General features: G+C 48.0%; 12 protein-coding genes. 10 read left to right on the top strand and 2 right to left on the bottom strand.

Features of this window, described 5'->3' with window-relative positions; all coding sequences use genetic code 11:
- Positions 1-131: 131 nt before the first annotated feature.
- From JUB15_RS22940 to JUB15_RS22895, 10 genes are all read left to right on the top strand, one after another.
- The gene (locus JUB15_RS22940) at positions 132-2,516 is read left to right on the top strand and encodes a glycoside hydrolase family 3 N-terminal domain-containing protein (RefSeq protein WP_207514984.1); all 2,385 of its coding nucleotides are present in this window, start codon (positions 132-134) and stop codon (positions 2,514-2,516) included.
- A gap of 402 nt (positions 2,517-2,918) precedes the next feature.
- A complete protein-coding gene (locus JUB15_RS22935; RefSeq protein WP_207514983.1) occupies positions 2,919-3,686 on the top strand; it encodes a DeoR/GlpR family DNA-binding transcription regulator in 768 nt (255 codons plus the stop codon).
- A gap of 110 nt (positions 3,687-3,796) precedes the next feature.
- On the top strand, positions 3,797-5,266 hold the full coding sequence (locus JUB15_RS22930) for an L-fucose/L-arabinose isomerase family protein (RefSeq protein WP_242696483.1): 1,470 nt from the start codon (positions 3,797-3,799) through the stop codon (positions 5,264-5,266).
- Between the two features lie 28 nt (positions 5,267-5,294).
- Positions 5,295-6,125: a transketolase gene (locus JUB15_RS22925; protein ID WP_207514982.1), complete on the top strand. Its 831-nt coding sequence runs from the start codon at positions 5,295-5,297 to the stop codon at positions 6,123-6,125.
- A 177-nt stretch (positions 6,126-6,302) separates the two neighbouring features.
- Entirely contained in the window at positions 6,303-7,262 is a 960-nt protein-coding gene (locus JUB15_RS22920; RefSeq protein WP_207514981.1) for a transketolase family protein, read from the top strand.
- Positions 7,263-7,314: 52 nt separating this feature from the next.
- The gene (locus tag JUB15_RS22915) at positions 7,315-8,268 is read left to right on the top strand and encodes a D-ribose ABC transporter substrate-binding protein (RefSeq protein WP_207514980.1); all 954 of its coding nucleotides are present in this window, start codon (positions 7,315-7,317) and stop codon (positions 8,266-8,268) included.
- 3 nt (positions 8,269-8,271) lie between these two features.
- Positions 8,272-8,925, top strand: a complete 654-nt coding sequence (locus JUB15_RS22910) for a DUF2291 domain-containing protein (RefSeq protein WP_207514979.1) — start codon at positions 8,272-8,274, stop codon at positions 8,923-8,925.
- Entirely contained in the window at positions 8,926-10,440 is a 1,515-nt protein-coding gene (locus JUB15_RS22905; protein ID WP_207514978.1) for a sugar ABC transporter ATP-binding protein, read from the top strand. It abuts the gene before it with no gap.
- Positions 10,440-11,417, top strand: a complete 978-nt coding sequence (locus tag JUB15_RS22900) for an ABC transporter permease (protein ID WP_207514977.1) — start codon at positions 10,440-10,442, stop codon at positions 11,415-11,417. Before JUB15_RS22905 ends, JUB15_RS22900 begins: the two co-directional genes overlap by 1 nt.
- 106 nt (positions 11,418-11,523) lie before the next feature.
- Positions 11,524-13,011, top strand: a complete 1,488-nt coding sequence (locus JUB15_RS22895; protein WP_207514976.1) for an FGGY family carbohydrate kinase — start codon at positions 11,524-11,526, stop codon at positions 13,009-13,011.
- 147 nt (positions 13,012-13,158) lie between these two features.
- Here JUB15_RS22895 and JUB15_RS22890 read toward each other — a convergent pair whose 3' ends face one another.
- Positions 13,159-15,081: an FG-GAP-like repeat-containing protein gene (locus JUB15_RS22890; protein WP_242696482.1), complete on the bottom strand. Its 1,923-nt coding sequence runs from the start codon at positions 15,079-15,081 to the stop codon at positions 13,159-13,161.
- A gap of 529 nt (positions 15,082-15,610) precedes the next feature.
- On the bottom strand, positions 15,611-16,309 hold the full coding sequence (locus tag JUB15_RS22885; protein WP_207514975.1) for a (4Fe-4S)-binding protein: 699 nt from the start codon (positions 16,307-16,309) through the stop codon (positions 15,611-15,613).
- Between the last annotated feature and the right edge of the window lie 17 nt (positions 16,310-16,326).

The following is a 16,326-nucleotide window of genomic DNA, read 5'->3' as shown; positions in this document are numbered from 1 at the left end:
GGGAAAATGACCCTGACCGAATGGACACATTGATAAGATAGCTGATGCTTAAGACAGTACGCAAACGTTAGCGTAATCGTTTTATATGTACAAGCCGGCTGTAGTTATATTTGTTGGCTACACAAGCTATTATGAAAAGAAATGTTTACCGGCTTTTTGCCTGGATGGTCCTGATCAGTATGGTCTCATTCAAACCGCTCACCTCTATATACAAGGATGGCTGGATTGACCTGAATAAAAATGGTAAAAAAGACATTTATGAAGATCCCACCAGATCAGTTGACGCCCGCACCGCTGACCTGTTGTCGCAAATGACGCTCGAAGAAAAGACCTGCCAGATGGCTACCTTATATGGCTGGCGGCGGGTATTGAAAGATTCGTTGCCTACTGAGGCCTGGAAAAAGGCGATCTGGAAAGATGGTATTGCCAACATCGATGAACACCTGAATGGTTTTACCGGTTTTGACAAGCCGGCCTTAACAACCGACCTGGTAGCAGATATCGAAAAACATGTCTGGGGAATGAACGAAACCCAGCGTTTCTTTATAGAACAGACCCGCCTCGGCATCCCGGTTGATTTTACCGATGAAGGTATCCGCGGTATAGAAGCCTATGAAGCTACCGGTTTTCCCACAGCGCTCAATATGGGCATGACCTGGAATAAAGAGCTGGTGTACCAGGAAGGGCTTATCACCGGACGCGAAGCCCGCGCTTTGGGGTATACCAATGTATATGCACCTATTCTCGATGTAGCCCGCGACCAGCGCTGGGGACGGCTGGAAGAAACCTTTGGTGAAGATCCGTATCTGGTGGCCAGCATGGGCGTTGCTATGGCGAAAGGCATTCAGCATAACGGGCAGGCCGCAGCCACCGCGAAACATTTTGCCGTGTACAGTGCCAACAAAGGCGCACGTGAAGGCCAGGCCCGCACAGACCCGCAGGTGGCGCCCCGCGAGGTAGAGAACATCCTGTTGTATCCATTCAAAAAGGTGATCAAAGAAGCCGGCATCATGGGCGTTATGAGCTCTTACAATGATTATGATGGCATTCCTGTTTCCGGCAGCAATTACTGGCTGATCCAGCGGCTGCGCATTGAAATGGGTTTTACCGGTTACGTGGTTAGCGACAGCGATGCGCTGGAATACCTGAGCTCCAAACACCAGGTAGCTGCTAATTTAAAAGAAGCCGTTTACCAGGCATTTATGGCGGGTATGAACGTGCGCACTACTTTCCGTCCGCCCGATAGCATCATCATTTACCTGCGCGAGCTTGTAAAAGAGAAACGTATTCCCATGGATACCATCAACCGCCGGGTGGCGGATGTGCTGCGGGTGAAATTCCGCCTGGGATTGTTCGATCATCCCTATGTTCAGGACGCGGCTGAAAGCAGGAAGATCGTGAATAACGAAGCCAGTCAGCAGGTAGCATTACAGGCATCGCGCGAAAGCATCGTGCTGCTGAAGAATAAAAACAACATCCTGCCTTTGTCCAGGGATCTAGCGAAAATAGCCGTGATAGGTCCCAATGCTGCCAATGCCGCGTATGCGCATACGCATTATGGTCCGCTGGAATCAAAAAGTGTAAACGTGCTGCAGGGGTTGCAGGCAAAACTGGGCGCTGATAAGGTATTATATGCTAAAGGAGTGGAGCTGGTTGACAGACACTGGCCTGAAAGCGAGATCCTGCCCGAACCAATGGATGCCGATGAACAGGCCCGGCTTGATTCTGCAGTGCAGCTTGCCAGGCAGGCGGAATTGGCGGTTGTCGTTTTAGGCGGCAATACCAGAACGGCCGGAGAAAATAAAAGCCGCACGAGTCTTGACCTGCCGGGTCATCAGCTGGAGCTGATCAAAGCCATAAAAGCAACCGGGAAACCGGTAGTGGTGGTACTGATCGGTTCACAACCCATGACGATTAACTGGATCGATAAAAATATTGATGGTATTATCTATGCCGGTTACCCGGGCGTGAAAGGGGGAATTGCCGTGGCCGATGTGTTGTTTGGCGATTACAATCCCGGAGGCAAGCTCACGCTCACCTTTCCGAAGTCGGTAGGGCAGTTGCCATTGAATTTTCCTTCCAAACCCAATGCGCAAAGCGATGATGGCGAGGGCGCAAAGGTCAAAGGGTTGTTGTATCCTTTTGGCCATGGCTTAAGTTATACCAGCTTTGGCTATAACCACCTGAAGATCGATGCCGGCAAAACCGCCAAAGACGCTATTGCCGTAAAGGTCGACGTTACCAATACCGGTAAGGTGGCAGGCGATGAAGTGGTGCAACTGTACATCCGCGATGTATTGAGCTCGGTGACTACCTATGAGAAACTGTTGAAAGGGTTTGAGCGCGTGCATTTAAAGGCTGGTGAAACGAAAACAGTTTCTTTTACCATTCCGCGCGATGAGTTGAAACTGTATAACCGCGATATGAAATTTGTGCTGGAGCCGGGTGAGTTCAGTGTAATGATCGGCGCATCGTCTGAGGACATCAGGCAAAGAGCAAGCTTTTTTATAAAATAGTTTTAACCTGAAATTTTAGTGTCTGATAAAAGGCCGTTCCGCCTGGCGGAATGGCTTTTTTTATGGAATCCAGATCCTTGTGGGCCGCTTTCTTTCATTTTACGATCTTTTTCTTTTTAGGTCTAAACGGTAAAAGGCAGAAAATAACCGTTTCTATAGTTTATTATGAAAATCAAGTAGATATGTTTTAGTTTTGGAATAATGGATGCCGCTGATGTACCCGGTTTCATCTTTCTTTTCTTTTGTTTATTTTTGGTTCTTTTCGATCGTTTACTTATTTTTGGTCAACGCCCGGGGTTTGCATGGTAGTTCGAAAATATTTTCTTTTCGTTCTGCCGTTCGTCATAGATTCGCAAAGGCGCGGGTCGAAAACGATAAAATGCGCGCCTCAAAACAAACTGTATGCTACCCAATCAAAGGAGAGAAAAAATACTGGAATTGCTCCGTGAAGATGGTTCGGCAAAAGTGGGTGACCTGGCGAGGATCTTTAAAGTGACGGAAGTGACCATCCGGCAGGACCTTGAAAAGCTGGAAAAAGAGGAAATGGTGATCCGCGAACACGGCGGCGCTTATTTGAAAAATATTGAAGACCAGGTGAAAGGCTTTTATGTGGCCCACCAGGAAGACAATACGCTGAAGAAAGAGAAGATCGCCGCCAAATGCCTTGAGTTCATTGAAAGCGGCGATACCATCATTCTCGATTCGGGTTCTACCGTAACCGAGATCGCCAAAAAGTTAAAAGGGTTCAGGAACCTGACCGTGATCACCAACGCGCTCAACATTGCCATGATGCTGGGTACCGAACCGGGCATTGAAGTAGTAATGACCGGCGGCGAATTTAAACCGCCTACCTTATCACTGACCGGTCAAAAAGCGGCTGATTTCTTTAAAGGCATCAACGTATCAAAACTGTTCCTGGCTACCGCAGGGATCTCCTTAAAATCAGGATTGACCTATCCCAGCCTGAGCGATATCGTTGTAAAGAAAGCCATGATAGAAGCGGCAGAAACGACTTACCTGGTGGCCGATTCCTCCAAAATAGGAAAGAACGCTTTTGCCAGTCTGGGCGCATTGTCATTGATCAATTATATTATTACCGACGACGGAATAACCGATAAAGACAAGAAATTATTTGAAGAACAGGAAGTTGAATTGATCATTGCTACATAAATAAGTGAGGCGCACCTTGGAGTTGTGCCACAGTTTGAACAAATCACAAAACGGAAACAAGTATATAAGATGAATCGTCCATGGCAAAATTTTCATTATAAAAATTAACAATGAAAATTTTGCAATGGAAAGATCCATCTGGCAAAAAGAAAAATTTTAATTACCAGATGAAAAATGCAAAAACAACGCTCGGTGTGATTATCGGGAACAGAGATTTCTTCCCCGATAAATTAGTGGCCGAAGCACGCACCGAAATTGTTGCGCTATTTGAGAAGCTGAACATTACGCCCATCTTGCTCACCGATGCCGATACCAAACTCGGCGGCGTTGAAACGTTTAAAGAAGCGCAGCGTTGTGCCGATCTGTTTAAGAAACATGCAGACGCCATACAGGGTATCCTGGTCGTATTGCCCAACTTCGGTGATGAAAAAGGCGTTGCTGAAACCATCAAGCTCGCTAACCTCAATGTGCCGGTATTGGTGCAGGGTTATCCCGATGATCTGAATAAAATGGATGTCGTGAACAGAAGGGACGCCTGGTGCGGAAAGATCTCTGTTTGCAACAACCTGTATCAATATGGTATCAAATATTCCCTTACTACAAAACATGTGGTAAGTCCGAACGATGAATCCTTCATCACCGACCTCAAAAACTTTATCGCCGTTTGCCGCGTGGTAAAAGGTATGCGTAACGTGCGCATTGGTGCAGTGGGTGCAAGACCCGGCGCTTTCAATACCGTTCGTTACAGTGAAAAGATCCTGCAACGCAATGGCATTTCTGTAACTACGGTCGACCTGTCGGAGATCCTCGGCAATGCCAGCAAACTGACCGCCGACCATGCCCGCGTAAAAGAGAAGCTGGAAGGTATTAAAGCATATACTTCAACCGGCAAAACGCCTAATGAAAAGCTGATCCAGATCGCAAAGCTCGATGTGGTGCTGGCCGATTTCATGGCCGAAAATGCACTCGATGCCACTGCCATTCAATGTTGGACCTCGCTGCAACAGAACTATGGCTGCAACGTGTGCACCAACATGAGTATGATGAGTGAGAACATGCTGCCCAGCGCCTGCGAGGTAGATGTAACCGGAACGCTGAGCATGTATGCCATGCAACTGGCATCCGGCACGCCCAGCGCCCTGGTTGACTGGAATAACAACTATGCCAATGATGATACCAAATGCGTATTGTTCCATTGTGGTAACTGGGCCAAATCCTTTTTACCCGACATCCAGATCAGCACGGCACCGATCCTGGGAACAACCGTAGGCGTTGAAAATACCTACGGTGCATTGGAAGGCCGTACGCCTGCTTCTCCGCTTACCTATGGCCGCATAAGCACCGACGATAGCCTCGGCATCATCAAAGCGTATGTAGGCGAAGGCGAGCTTACCAACGATGCCCTGAATACGTTCGGTAACAGGGCCGTTGCTCAGATCAACAACCTGCAGGGCCTGATGCAGTACGTTTGCCGCAATGGCTTCGAGCACCATGTGGTGATGAATGCCAGCAAAACGGCAGGCATTCTTACTGAAGCGTTTGATAATTACCTGGGTTGGAAAGTTTATCAGCACGCCTAACGCTTAATGCCAATTAAAAGAATCTATGATGAAAAGGAGTGATTTGGAAATAAAGTCGGTCGAATACAGGAAGAAGATCCTGAAGTACATATTGGGTGCGAATGCCGGGCATACCGGTGGCAGCTTATCCTGTATCGATATCCTGAACGTATTGTACAACCACGTTTTGAACGTGTCGCCACAGAATTTCACCTCACCCACCAGGGACAGGTATATTCAAAGTAAGGGCCATTGTGTGGAAGCCCTGTTCGTTGTACTGGCCGATAAAGGATTTTTTCCGGAAGAACACCTGGAAACGCTTTGTAAGTATAAGTCGCATTATATTGGACACCCCACCCGAAAAGTAAAAGGTGTTGAGCAGAACACCGGCGCTTTAGGTCACGGACTACCCATTGCCGTTGGTAATGCCATTGCCGCGAAACTTGATAAAAAGGATTACAAGGTGTACACGCTGATGGGCGACGGTGAATTGCCCGAAGGCTCCAACTGGGAGGCCGCATTAACAGCAGCGCATTACAAGCTCGATAACCTCTGTGCTATCGTAGATAAAAATACATTGCAGATCACGGCGCCTACGGCAGAAGTGTGTAATACAGATCCGCTCGACGAAAAGTGGAAAGCTTTTGGCTGGGCCGTAAAAGAAGTGGATGGCCACGATATAGAAGCGCTTAAAGCGGCATTCGACAGCCTGCCTTTTGAACCTGGCAAACCCAGCGTGATCATCGCCCACACGGTAAAAGGAAAAGGCGTGAGCTTTATGGAGAACAATCTCAAGTGGCACCATGGCGTGCCAAGTAAGGAAGAATATGCATTGGCGATAAGTGAACTGGATAACAGTATGCAAAAAGCAGCCGTGTAAAAGAAGTAGGAAGTAAGGAATAAAAAGTAGGAAGATCCCGGTAACTTTTACTGTGCTGCCTGAAAGCTGTATTTTCCCGGCAACCGGAACCGGTGACCGGTAACAGCTTCCCAATAAAACAAAAGCTCGTCTTAAAGGGCCGTGTAACCTGTAACATGTAACCTGTAATTAGAAAGAATGGCGCATATAGAAAATACAGATCCGAACGGATTTAAACCCAACCAGGAGATCTTTTCAGAAGTGCTGCAGCAACTGGCGGCCAATGATCGCGACATTATTGCAGTGACCAGCGATTCGCGGGGCTCTGGTAAGCTCGTTCCCTTTGGTAAGAAATTTCCTGAGCAGATCGTAGAAGTAGGCATTGCCGAACAAAACCTCGTAGGGGTTGCTGCGGGACTGGCTGCTGCCGGCAAAAAAGTGTTTGCCGTATCACCGGCCTGTTTTTTAACAGCACGGGCGCTGGAACAGATCAAGAACGATGTGGCGTATAGCGACAATCCCGTCACCGTTGTGGGCATTAGTGCCGGTGTAAGTTATGGCGCGTTGGGTTCTACCCACCACAGCCTGCACGACTTTGCAGCACTCAGGGCCATTAATAATATTACTGTAGTTGTTCCGGCCGATAATTTTGAAACAGCCCAGGCTACGGCATTGGCAGCAAAAACCAACAGTCCGGTGTACCTGCGGTTTGGCAAAAAGGTGATGAACAACCTGAAGGAAGTAAACGACGATGCGTTTGTATTTGGTAAAGGCCGCGTGATCACCGAAGGTACCGACGCTGCATTGATCGCCTGTGGCGAAACTGTGTACCCCGCCTTGCAGGCTGCTCAATTGCTGGCGCAAGAGGGCATTCATGTAACCGTGGTGAGTATGCATACCATCAAACCATTGGATACCGGCCTGCTGGCAAAACTGGCTGCTACCTGCAAAGCCATTGTGACCGTGGAAGAGCACAGTGTATATGGTGGATTGGGCGAAGCCTGCGCCGCTTACCTCATGCAGCATGGTTTGCATAAGCCGTTCCGTATTGTAGGTATTCCGGATGAATACACCGTCACCGGTTCACAACAGGATATCTTTAATCACTATCATATTACCAAAGATGGAATTGCTGAAGTGGTGAAGAGCTTGTTATAATGAAAAGGTGTGCACACTTTGAAAGTGTGCACACCGAAAAAACTTTACGCCGATGAAACGAGTCTTGCCATTATATGTAAAAATAGTATTGCTTGGCCTGCTGGTAGTGTTTACCCAGTGTAAGCAAAAAAAGACTGCATCAGGAAAAAAGAAGATGGCTGTTGTTGTATCAACACTTAACAATCCCTGGTTTGTTTTCCTGGCCGAAACCGCCGCTGCCCGGGCTACAGCACTGGGCTACGATGCCAAGATCTTCGATTCACAAAATAACACCGCTACAGAAGGGGACCATTTCGAGAACATCATTGTGGCCGGTTTTGATGCGATCCTCTTCAACTCTACCGACGCCAATGGCTCTGTGGCCAATGTGCTGAAGGCAAAAGCCGCGGGCATCCCGGTATTTTGTATGGACCGTGAGATCAATGCCACCAATGCCGCTACCTCCCAAATATTATCCGACAGTTATTCCGGCGCAGTGGCCATCGGCATGAGCTTTACGCAACAGCTGAACAAGAAAGGCAATTATGTTGAATTGCTGGGGCTGGTAGGAGATAACAATACCTGGGCCCGCTCAAAAGGTTTTCACAGTGTTACCGATAATTACCCCGGGCTGAAGATGGTTGCCCGGCAAAGCGCCGACTTCGACCGCAATAAAGCCATGGAAGTAATGGAAAGCATTCTGCAGGCACATCCTGATATAGACGCCGTTTTTTGCGGCAATGACGGTATGGCCATGGGCGCTTACCAGGCACTGGTCGCCGCCGGAAAAGCTTCGAAAGTAAAAGTGTATGGTTTTGACGGCGCCGAAGATGTGATCACCGCCATAAAAGAGAACAAGGTGGCCGGCACCGGTATGCAGTTCCCCAAAGTAATGGCAGAAACGGCGGCGAAATTTGCTGATGAATACATCAAAGGCAGAAGGAATTTCCCGCAGAAGATCCCGGTTGCCGTGGAACTGGTAACACCCAAGAACATTAACGAATACATCGCCTACGGAAAAAAATAATGCATGACCAGGAAAATAGTCAAATATCTATTGCTGGTGCTGGTTATAGGATTGCTTGCCTATAATTCAGTCTACATAAAAAAACTGAGTGAAGTACAAACAAAAGAACAAACCGCTTTTGATGCGGCTTCCTTTGCGGAAAAACTCTGGGTTACGAAACTGCCGGCAACCCTCGATAGCGCTGTCACGCTCGATGTATTACGATCAACCATAAAAACAAACCCCGGCTATGCCTTCGATACCTGGTTCAATTCCATGAGCATTGGTAATGTTCGGTATGGACTGGTGAAACTCACCGGCAAGGTGCTGGCCGTAAATGAAGACGATATTACCGTGCTGGCAGGCAGCGCAGCTGATCCACTCACTGTAAAGATCACAACTGAATACGTGTATGGCAACGCCATCCGCGATGCATCGCGCCTGCTGGATATCAGGGATTTTGTAAACACCACCGACCTGAACAATGTATCGGAGGAATTAAATAAGCTGGTTCGCAAACGCGTGTTGCCCGCTTTTAAAGAGCAGGTCAGGAAATCAGACAGCATTACCTGTACCGGCGCCATTGAGCTTAACAGGGCGCATATCGAGCGCAGCCGGATGAATGGCCTCAGCGATCTGGAAATTATACCTGTTCAATGTAAAATCATTCAACAATAAATGTTGATCGCCCGTAACATAACGAAAAAGTTTGCCGGGGTGGTTGCCCTGAATAATGTCAACCTGGAACTGCATCCTGGTAAGGTGAATGCTATCATCGGGGAGAACGGCGCCGGTAAATCAACACTCATGAAAGTGTTGTCAGGCGTACATGTGGATTACGAAGGGGACATTATCTTCAACAACGAGGTGCTGCAGCTTACGGGAACAAAAGATGCGGAGGCCAAAGGCATAGTGATCATTCACCAGGAGCTGAACCTGGTGCCTGGCTTAAGTATTACTGAGAATATTTTCCTGGGCAGGGAAAAATGCAATGCCATTGGCATACTGGATAAAAAAGAAATGACGCGGCAAACCCAAAAGCTGCTCGCCAAAGTAAAGCTCGACGCAGATCCTGCTGCGCTGGTGGGTTCTTTAAAAGTAGGACAACAACAGCTGGTTGAAATTGCCAAGGCGTTATATACGAATGCCAGTGTCATCATCATGGATGAACCTACATCAGCCATCAGCGATAAAGAAGTAGATAACCTGTTTGTGATCATCGATGAGCTCAGGAGTGAAGGCAAAACGATCGTTTACATTTCCCATAAGCTGAAAGAGCTGTTCACCATTGCCGACCGCTTTGTCGTTATGCGCGATGGATGCACGGTGGAGAGTGGTGTTATGGCGGAAATGACGCAGGATGCATTGATCCGGAAAATGACCGGCCGTGCCGTGAACGGACCAGCCGGAAATACCAAGCAAACGTTCACCGAACCGGTTCTGCGCGTGCAAAACATCAATTTGAAAAGCACGTCGCGGCATGGCGCCAACGTGCTCACCGATATTTCATTCACGCTGCACAAAGGCGAGATCGTAGGTTTATACGGACTGATGGGCGCCGGCAGAACAGAATTGATGGAAACCCTTTTCGGGCTCCATCCGAAAAGAGCCACGGGTAATATATTTGTGCATGAACAACAGGTGCACATACAAACGCCCATTCAGGCTATCAAACACGGCATTGCACTGGTGCCGGAAGACCGCAAAGCGCATGGGCTCATCCTCGATCAAAAAATAAAGACCAATATCAGCATTACGGTGTTGAACCAGTTGGAAAAATGGGGCATCGTACTGCATAATAAAAAAGAGACCCGGCTTTCAAAAGATTATATCCAACGGCTGGGCATTAAAACTTATTCAGAAAACAACATTGCCGGTAACCTGAGCGGTGGCAATCAGCAAAAGATCGTGCTGGCCAAATGGCTTGCCACCAATCCGCGCATCCTGCTGCTCGATGAACCAACGCGGGGGATCGATATCAATGCACGTTTCGAGATCTACAACCTCATGAAGAAGCTGGCGGAAGCCGGTATGGCCATTCTGCTGGTATCCTCCGAATTGCCGGAGATCCTTACGGCATCTGACCGGGTGCTTGTGATGGCAGAGGGACGGTTGACTGCGGATATGCCGGTGACGGAAGCTACCGAGAGCAATGTGCTTAAATATGCCATACAACATAATATTACTGCCTGATGATTGCGATTCAAAAAAATAATACAATAAACCTTGCCCGGCTGCAATCCCTGATCGCGCTGGTTACTCTGTGTGCCATCATTGCCATTTTGAGCGACAAATTCCTAACCATGGACAATGGCTGGAATGTATTGCGGCAGATCGCAGTGAACGTATGCATATCCGTGGGTATGACGCTTATCGTGCTTACCGCAGGCATCGATCTGTCTGTAGGATCGGTGCTCGCCCTGTGTGGCGCCATCACCGCCGGTTTATTAAAGAATGGGATCAAAATGCCTTCCGCCGATCTGTTCATTGGCTTTACGATACTGGGCGCTTTGCTGGCTGGCATCATTGCAGGTGCGCTGCTTGGCTGGTTTAACGGATTTGTAATAACGAAATTCAAAGTACCTCCTTTTGTAGCCACGCTGGCCATGCTTACCATTGCCCGCGGGCTCACCATGTTGTGGACACAAGGCCATCCGATCAGCAATCTGGGGCCGGCGTTTTCGGTGATCGGTACCGGTTGGTTCCTGGGTATTCCCGTACCTGTGTGGATTGCCGGTATGGTCGTGCTGATCGCATCCTTTATTACCCGGCAAACGAGGCTGGGCCGGTACATTTATGCCATTGGCGGCAATGAAAATGCGGCCATTTTATCAGGCATCAGCATTAATAAAGTAAAACTCATTGTATATAGTATAGCCGGTGCGCTGGCGGCAGTAGGGGGTATTATGGTTACATCCCGGCTCGATTCTGCACAACCCAATGCCGGTACCGGTTATGAGCTGGATGCCATTGCTGCGGTGGTGATCGGTGGTACTTCTTTATCGGGCGGTAAAGGCAGTATCGGTGGAACGGTAATGGGCGCTGTGATCATCGGCGTGTTGAACAACGGCCTGGTCCTGTTGAACGTTTCTCCCTTCTGGCAACAGGTAGTAAAAGGAGCGGTGATCCTGATAGCCGTGATCATTGATAAAGGTGGGAAAAAGAAATAGCCATTTAATTGCTGATTTTGAGATGTAGAGATTTTTAGATTTACTTAAGAGCCTTATTACAAATCTCAAAATCCCAAAATCGAGAAATTTTTTATACGGAGTCAGCATGAACAATAAGCAACAATATGTATTAGCAATAGACCAGGGAACCAGCAGTACCAAAACCATTATCTTCAACGAATATGGGAAAGTGGTGGCGCGCGGGCATGAGCCGTTGCAAACCAATTATGGGGCGGATGGATTTGTTGAGCAGGACCCGGAAGGAATTGTGCAGAACGTGCTTACGTCCGTACGGCATTGTCTGGAAGAATTCAAACGGCAGGATAGAGATGTACGCGCCATAAAAGCAATTGGAATCTCGAACCAGCGCGAAACATTCGTGGTATGGGATAAAAGCGGCCGGCCATTATACAATGCCGTCGTGTGGCAATGCAAACGCTCGGTGAACATTTGCGAACGCCTGGCAGCCGATCCCATTGCCGATGCTATCAAAACAAAGACGGGCCTGCTGGTGGATCCTTATTTCTCCGGTACCAAACTGGTTTGGTTGTACGAAAACGTACCCGCTGTGCGTCAGGCCATCGATAATGGCGAGGCTTATTTTGGCACCATCGACAGCTGGCTGCTGTATAAATTCACGAAAGGAAAAAGCTATTATACTGATTATACCAATGCTTCCCGCACCTTGTTCTTCAATATAACTACCCTCAACTGGGATGCAGAACTCTTGCAATCGTTTAACCTGCGATCGCTGAACCTGCCCCGTTGTGTCCCTTCTTCTTATCATTTTGGTGAAACCGACCTGCTGGGTTTGTTTGAAACGCCCATTCCTGTCACCGGTTTGATCGGCGATTCGCATGCGGCGGCTTTTGGCCAGAACTGTTTTGCGCCTGGCTCGGCCAAAGCAACCCTGGGAACCGGATGCTCGGTAATGATGAACATTGGCGGCCAGCCAATCTTGTCATCGACCGGCATGGTGACCACTATTTGCTGGAGCACGGAACAACAGGTGTGTTATGCACTGGAAGGCGTGATCGTTACCTGTGGCGCTACAATTGAATGGCTGAAACAGGAATGGCAGTTGTTCCATGACAGCCGGGAAACGGAAGCCATGGCCACCGCAGTGGAAGATAACCAGGGCGTATACCTGATCCCTGCTTTTAGCGGGCTCGGCGCTCCTTACTGGGAAATGAACAGGAAAGCCAGTATTCATGGGTTAACCTTCGCTACCAGCAAAAATCATTTGGTACGCGCAGCCCTGGAATCGATTCCCTACCAGATTAAAGATGTAATAGGCGCAATGGAAGCCGATGCCGGCCTGTTGTTAGATCAGCTGATGGTCGATGGCGGCATTACCGGTAATCGCTTTGTGGTGCAATTCCTGGCCAATCAGTTGAACCGCAAAGTAGCCATCAGTGGTTTCCCGGAGGTGTCTGCATTAGGCGCGGCCTATATGGCCGGATTGAAAGCAGGCGTATATACCGGGCTGGATCAACTGCAGGAGCTGAAACTCGTGAAAGATAACTTGTCTCCCAGGGATGTAGATACACATAAACAATGGTATCTTGGATGGAAGAAGGCCATCGGTTCATAGTTAATAGTTTAAAGTTCAAAGTTTATAGTTGTTCAGTTATTGAGTTATTCAGTTGTTCAACCTCGCGACTACTTACAACCTCAAGGACTTATGAACTTATGAACTGAATAACTCAATAACTCATTAACTTTGGACTTTAAAACTTGCTTACCTGGCAAAATAATTTCTCAATTGCCCGCTATGCTCGCCATAATTCCACCGGATCTGATCAGCCTTTCCATCTCCATTAATATCAGCAAAATAGAAGCAGGTGTTCTCGCTTTGTGAGGTGCCTCTTAAGGTATGGATGGGGCCGCTAAAAGCACCGGCGTCAGAATAATACACTTTCAAATAACCAACATAGTTGTCGGGGTTCCAGTATACTTTATCGGCCCGGCCGTCACCGTTCATGTCGGCAAAATAAAAGCGTGTATTGCTCAACCCACTGGTGGCAGCATTGCTGAAGGAAGCGTTCTCGGTAAATGTGCCATCGCCATCAGATAAATAGACCATGGTTTTGCCGGCGTTAAGATCAGGATGCCATAATATTTTATCGGCTTTCCCATCGCCATTCACATCGGCATACCAGAACTGCGTACCGGCAGTAGTGCTGGCGCCTTCACTTCCGTTGACTACAGTGCCGCTGAAGCTGCCGCCTGAAGTAGCCAGGTACACGCGGGTACGGCCGTTGTCGAAAGTAGCATTCCAGTAAATTTTATCTGCCCTGCCATCGCCATTCACATCGGCAAAATTATAAATGGTGGTAGTGCCTGCGCTAGTGCCTTCCGGATTGTCAATAGCAGTAGTGCTGAAATTACCGCCTGATGTAGCCAGGTATACCAATGTATGTCCCGCATTCAGCGAAGGGTTCCAGCGGATCTGATCGGCTTTGCCATCTCCATTGATATCGGCATAATGATAGCGCGTTGTTGAGGACGTAGAAGCCCCTGCCGCATGGGTAACAGCTGTTGCTGCAAAAGTACCATTGCCATTCGACAGGAATACCCGGGGTTTACCGCTGTCGAACGTATAGTTCCAGTAAATTTTATCGGCATCACCATCACCGTCTACATCGGCAAAATAGTATTTGGTAGCAGCGCTGGCGCTGATGCCATTGACGTCGTTGTGTCCGCTGCCGAAGATATAAGGAACAAAAGATGCCATGATAGGATAATGGTCGGAAGGCCACAGCGTTTGTCCGTTTACGGTAAAGCTTTTAGTGATCACGCTTGAAGTAGTGAAGGCGAGGTTGCGGGTGCTCAGGATATAATCGATCTTGGAATCGCCCACTGCATCCCAGCCATGGAAAGTAGGAGCGCCATCGGCTTCAAACAACGCATCCACCATATTGTAACCGCTGGCGTCCTTAATGATCGACATTTCCGCAGTACCTGGCCGTGCATTGAAATCGCCGAGGCAGATGACCGGCAGGTTGGCGGTATTGTTTTGCCGGATACTTAATAGTACCGTATCGGCATTGAGCTGGCGGTCGGCAGAGCCAGCGGTAGTCCAGTGACTGTTCACTACGAAGTAGCTGTTGGCAGTGTTGAGCTTGTCCTGCAGCACCACCCATTTGCCGGTGCGGATATCGGACGTTATCATAGTGAACCAGCCTGCAGCCGTACGGGTAAAGCGCGCGTTCTTGTAATAGATCGTTTTTGGGGAACCGTTAGAGGTGCCGCTTTTGTAATAGCCATAGCCGGCTGCTGCGAGCTGGGTATTGAACCATTCTTCGATCTCGGTAACCGCAATTTCCTGCAGACCTACAATATCCACATTGTTCTCGAGGATGATCTGCAGGCAATAATCCTTCCGCACATCCTGCGAAAAGGGGTCGCCAGCAGCGTCGTTCCTGACGTTAAACGACATTACTTTAATAGGGTTCATGTCTGAAATATAGCTTTCGGTACTGGCGGTTCTTGCGGTTGGTTGGCCGTCGGCATCTTCTTTTGTTGCATCCCGGAACTGTTTTGTACAGGCGGCCAGGCATAAGGCCAGCGCCAGGAACCAGGTGGTTGTTATGTAGGCTGCATTTTTCCAGGGCATGCGGGGATTGCACGCCTGCTGGCGGATAGAATTTCCTTTTTTCATGTTGACAAAGTTTTAGTTGGTACTTTTTTGTGTTGTTAGATCAGTTTGGTGAAATAGATAAACCATTATTGTTTCACAATAATTAAACTGTAAGGGGATGAATTAAAAGGGCGGTTCGAACCGATGTGTTGCCGGCTATTTACAAATAGGCCTGTTCATTGATTTCTTTGCCAAAGTAACTGCTATTTAAGTTTAATAAACTTAAAAGCTTTATATATTTAAGATAAATAAAGTTCTGGAAACAATGAATTAAACATTATTTAATTTTTAGCGCCTGGTGGTAGCCAGCGTTTTTTTCGTTGGAAGGCGCAAGGCTTAAGGCACAAGGCTAAAGGCTCAAGGCTTAAAGCAAAAGGCGCAAGGCGGAAGGCGCATGGCAAAAAGGCAACGAGGCAAAAGGCTGTAGCCAGTAAAAACGGTGTCACGGTTGTCGCATGTGCAAAACCGTGGCACCGTTGTAAACGTAGTTACGAGTTTATCAATTTAGCTCCTGAAGGAACAGTTAAAGACCTGAAAGATCTTGCTTCTATTAAAGGATCGACGGCGCTTCGCCCCCTTCAGAGGGTTGGGGGGTATTTGGTAGCGGGGTAGTTGCCTGCGGGTACCAACTCAACGCCCCCGTTGGGCATTTGTCAACCTGCGCTTTAATCGTCTCCGTATCGGCGCCGCTCATGGTTACCCACGGTTTTGTTTTTAAGTTGAACACTTTCGGTAATTGCGTAACGCAGCGGCCGGAATGTTTGCACAGTTCAGGCTTCCACACCACGGTTATATCATCATTGCTATACTTCAGTTTTTTGTCAACATCTTCTTCGTGATAAACATAACTTCTTACTTTGATATTGCCTTCAAGTAATTTGGAGACGGGACATTGTTGTGCAATTTCCAGCAGCCTGTCCTTTTGTTCCGGTGTTACCCCGGCAGGGAATGAAATATCGCGATCTATATAGGTAGTCAGGTTTTCACTGTCTTTTGTCTGGAACAAATTGGCGTTCACTTTTATCTCGGGAATATTCCAGCCTTTCCGGTCGATATACATACGCAGGGTGATAAGCGTGCAGGAAGCCAGCGAGGATAATAATAAAGTAAAAGGATCGGGACCGGCGTCTTTTCCACCATGTTTCACCGGTTCATCTGCTATGAATTGTCCGTTTCGCCATTCAATAACACAGGTATACTTTTCCATACCTATAGTGCCATGAACCGGGTTTTGTAATTTATATTCCATTTGGTTGTTTTTGCGTG

The sequence above is a fragment of the Longitalea luteola genome (genome assembly GCF_017356035.1).
GTDB lineage: Bacteria > Bacteroidota > Bacteroidia > Chitinophagales > Chitinophagaceae > Niastella > Niastella luteola.
The sequence above is the reverse complement of the archived record's forward strand: the minus strand, read 5'-3'. Positions and strand labels throughout refer to the sequence as shown.

What these genes read in the sequence shown, in the direction of transcription:
- JUB15_RS22940 (WP_207514984.1), top strand. Translation starts at nt 132, where the DNA reads ATGAAAAGAAATGTTTACCGGCTTTTTGCCTGGATGGTCCTGATCAGT.
- JUB15_RS22935 (WP_207514983.1), top strand. Translation starts at nt 2,919, where the DNA reads ATGCTACCCAATCAAAGGAGAGAAAAAATACTGGAATTGCTCCGTGAA.
- JUB15_RS22930 (WP_242696483.1), top strand. Translation starts at nt 3,797, where the DNA reads ATGAAAATTTTGCAATGGAAAGATCCATCTGGCAAAAAGAAAAATTTT.
- JUB15_RS22925 (WP_207514982.1), top strand. Translation starts at nt 5,295, where the DNA reads ATGAAAAGGAGTGATTTGGAAATAAAGTCGGTCGAATACAGGAAGAAG.
- JUB15_RS22920 (WP_207514981.1), top strand. Translation starts at nt 6,303, where the DNA reads ATGGCGCATATAGAAAATACAGATCCGAACGGATTTAAACCCAACCAG.
- JUB15_RS22915 (WP_207514980.1), top strand. Translation starts at nt 7,315, where the DNA reads ATGAAACGAGTCTTGCCATTATATGTAAAAATAGTATTGCTTGGCCTG.
- JUB15_RS22910 (WP_207514979.1), top strand. Translation starts at nt 8,272, where the DNA reads ATGACCAGGAAAATAGTCAAATATCTATTGCTGGTGCTGGTTATAGGA.
- JUB15_RS22905 (WP_207514978.1), top strand. Translation starts at nt 8,926, where the DNA reads ATGTTGATCGCCCGTAACATAACGAAAAAGTTTGCCGGGGTGGTTGCC.
- JUB15_RS22900 (WP_207514977.1), top strand. Translation starts at nt 10,440, where the DNA reads ATGATTGCGATTCAAAAAAATAATACAATAAACCTTGCCCGGCTGCAA.
- JUB15_RS22895 (WP_207514976.1), top strand. Translation starts at nt 11,524, where the DNA reads ATGAACAATAAGCAACAATATGTATTAGCAATAGACCAGGGAACCAGC.
- JUB15_RS22890 (WP_242696482.1), bottom strand. Translation starts at nt 15,081, where the DNA reads ATGAAAAAAGGAAATTCTATCCGCCAGCAGGCGTGCAATCCCCGCATG.
- JUB15_RS22885 (WP_207514975.1), bottom strand. Translation starts at nt 16,309, where the DNA reads ATGGAATATAAATTACAAAACCCGGTTCATGGCACTATAGGTATGGAA.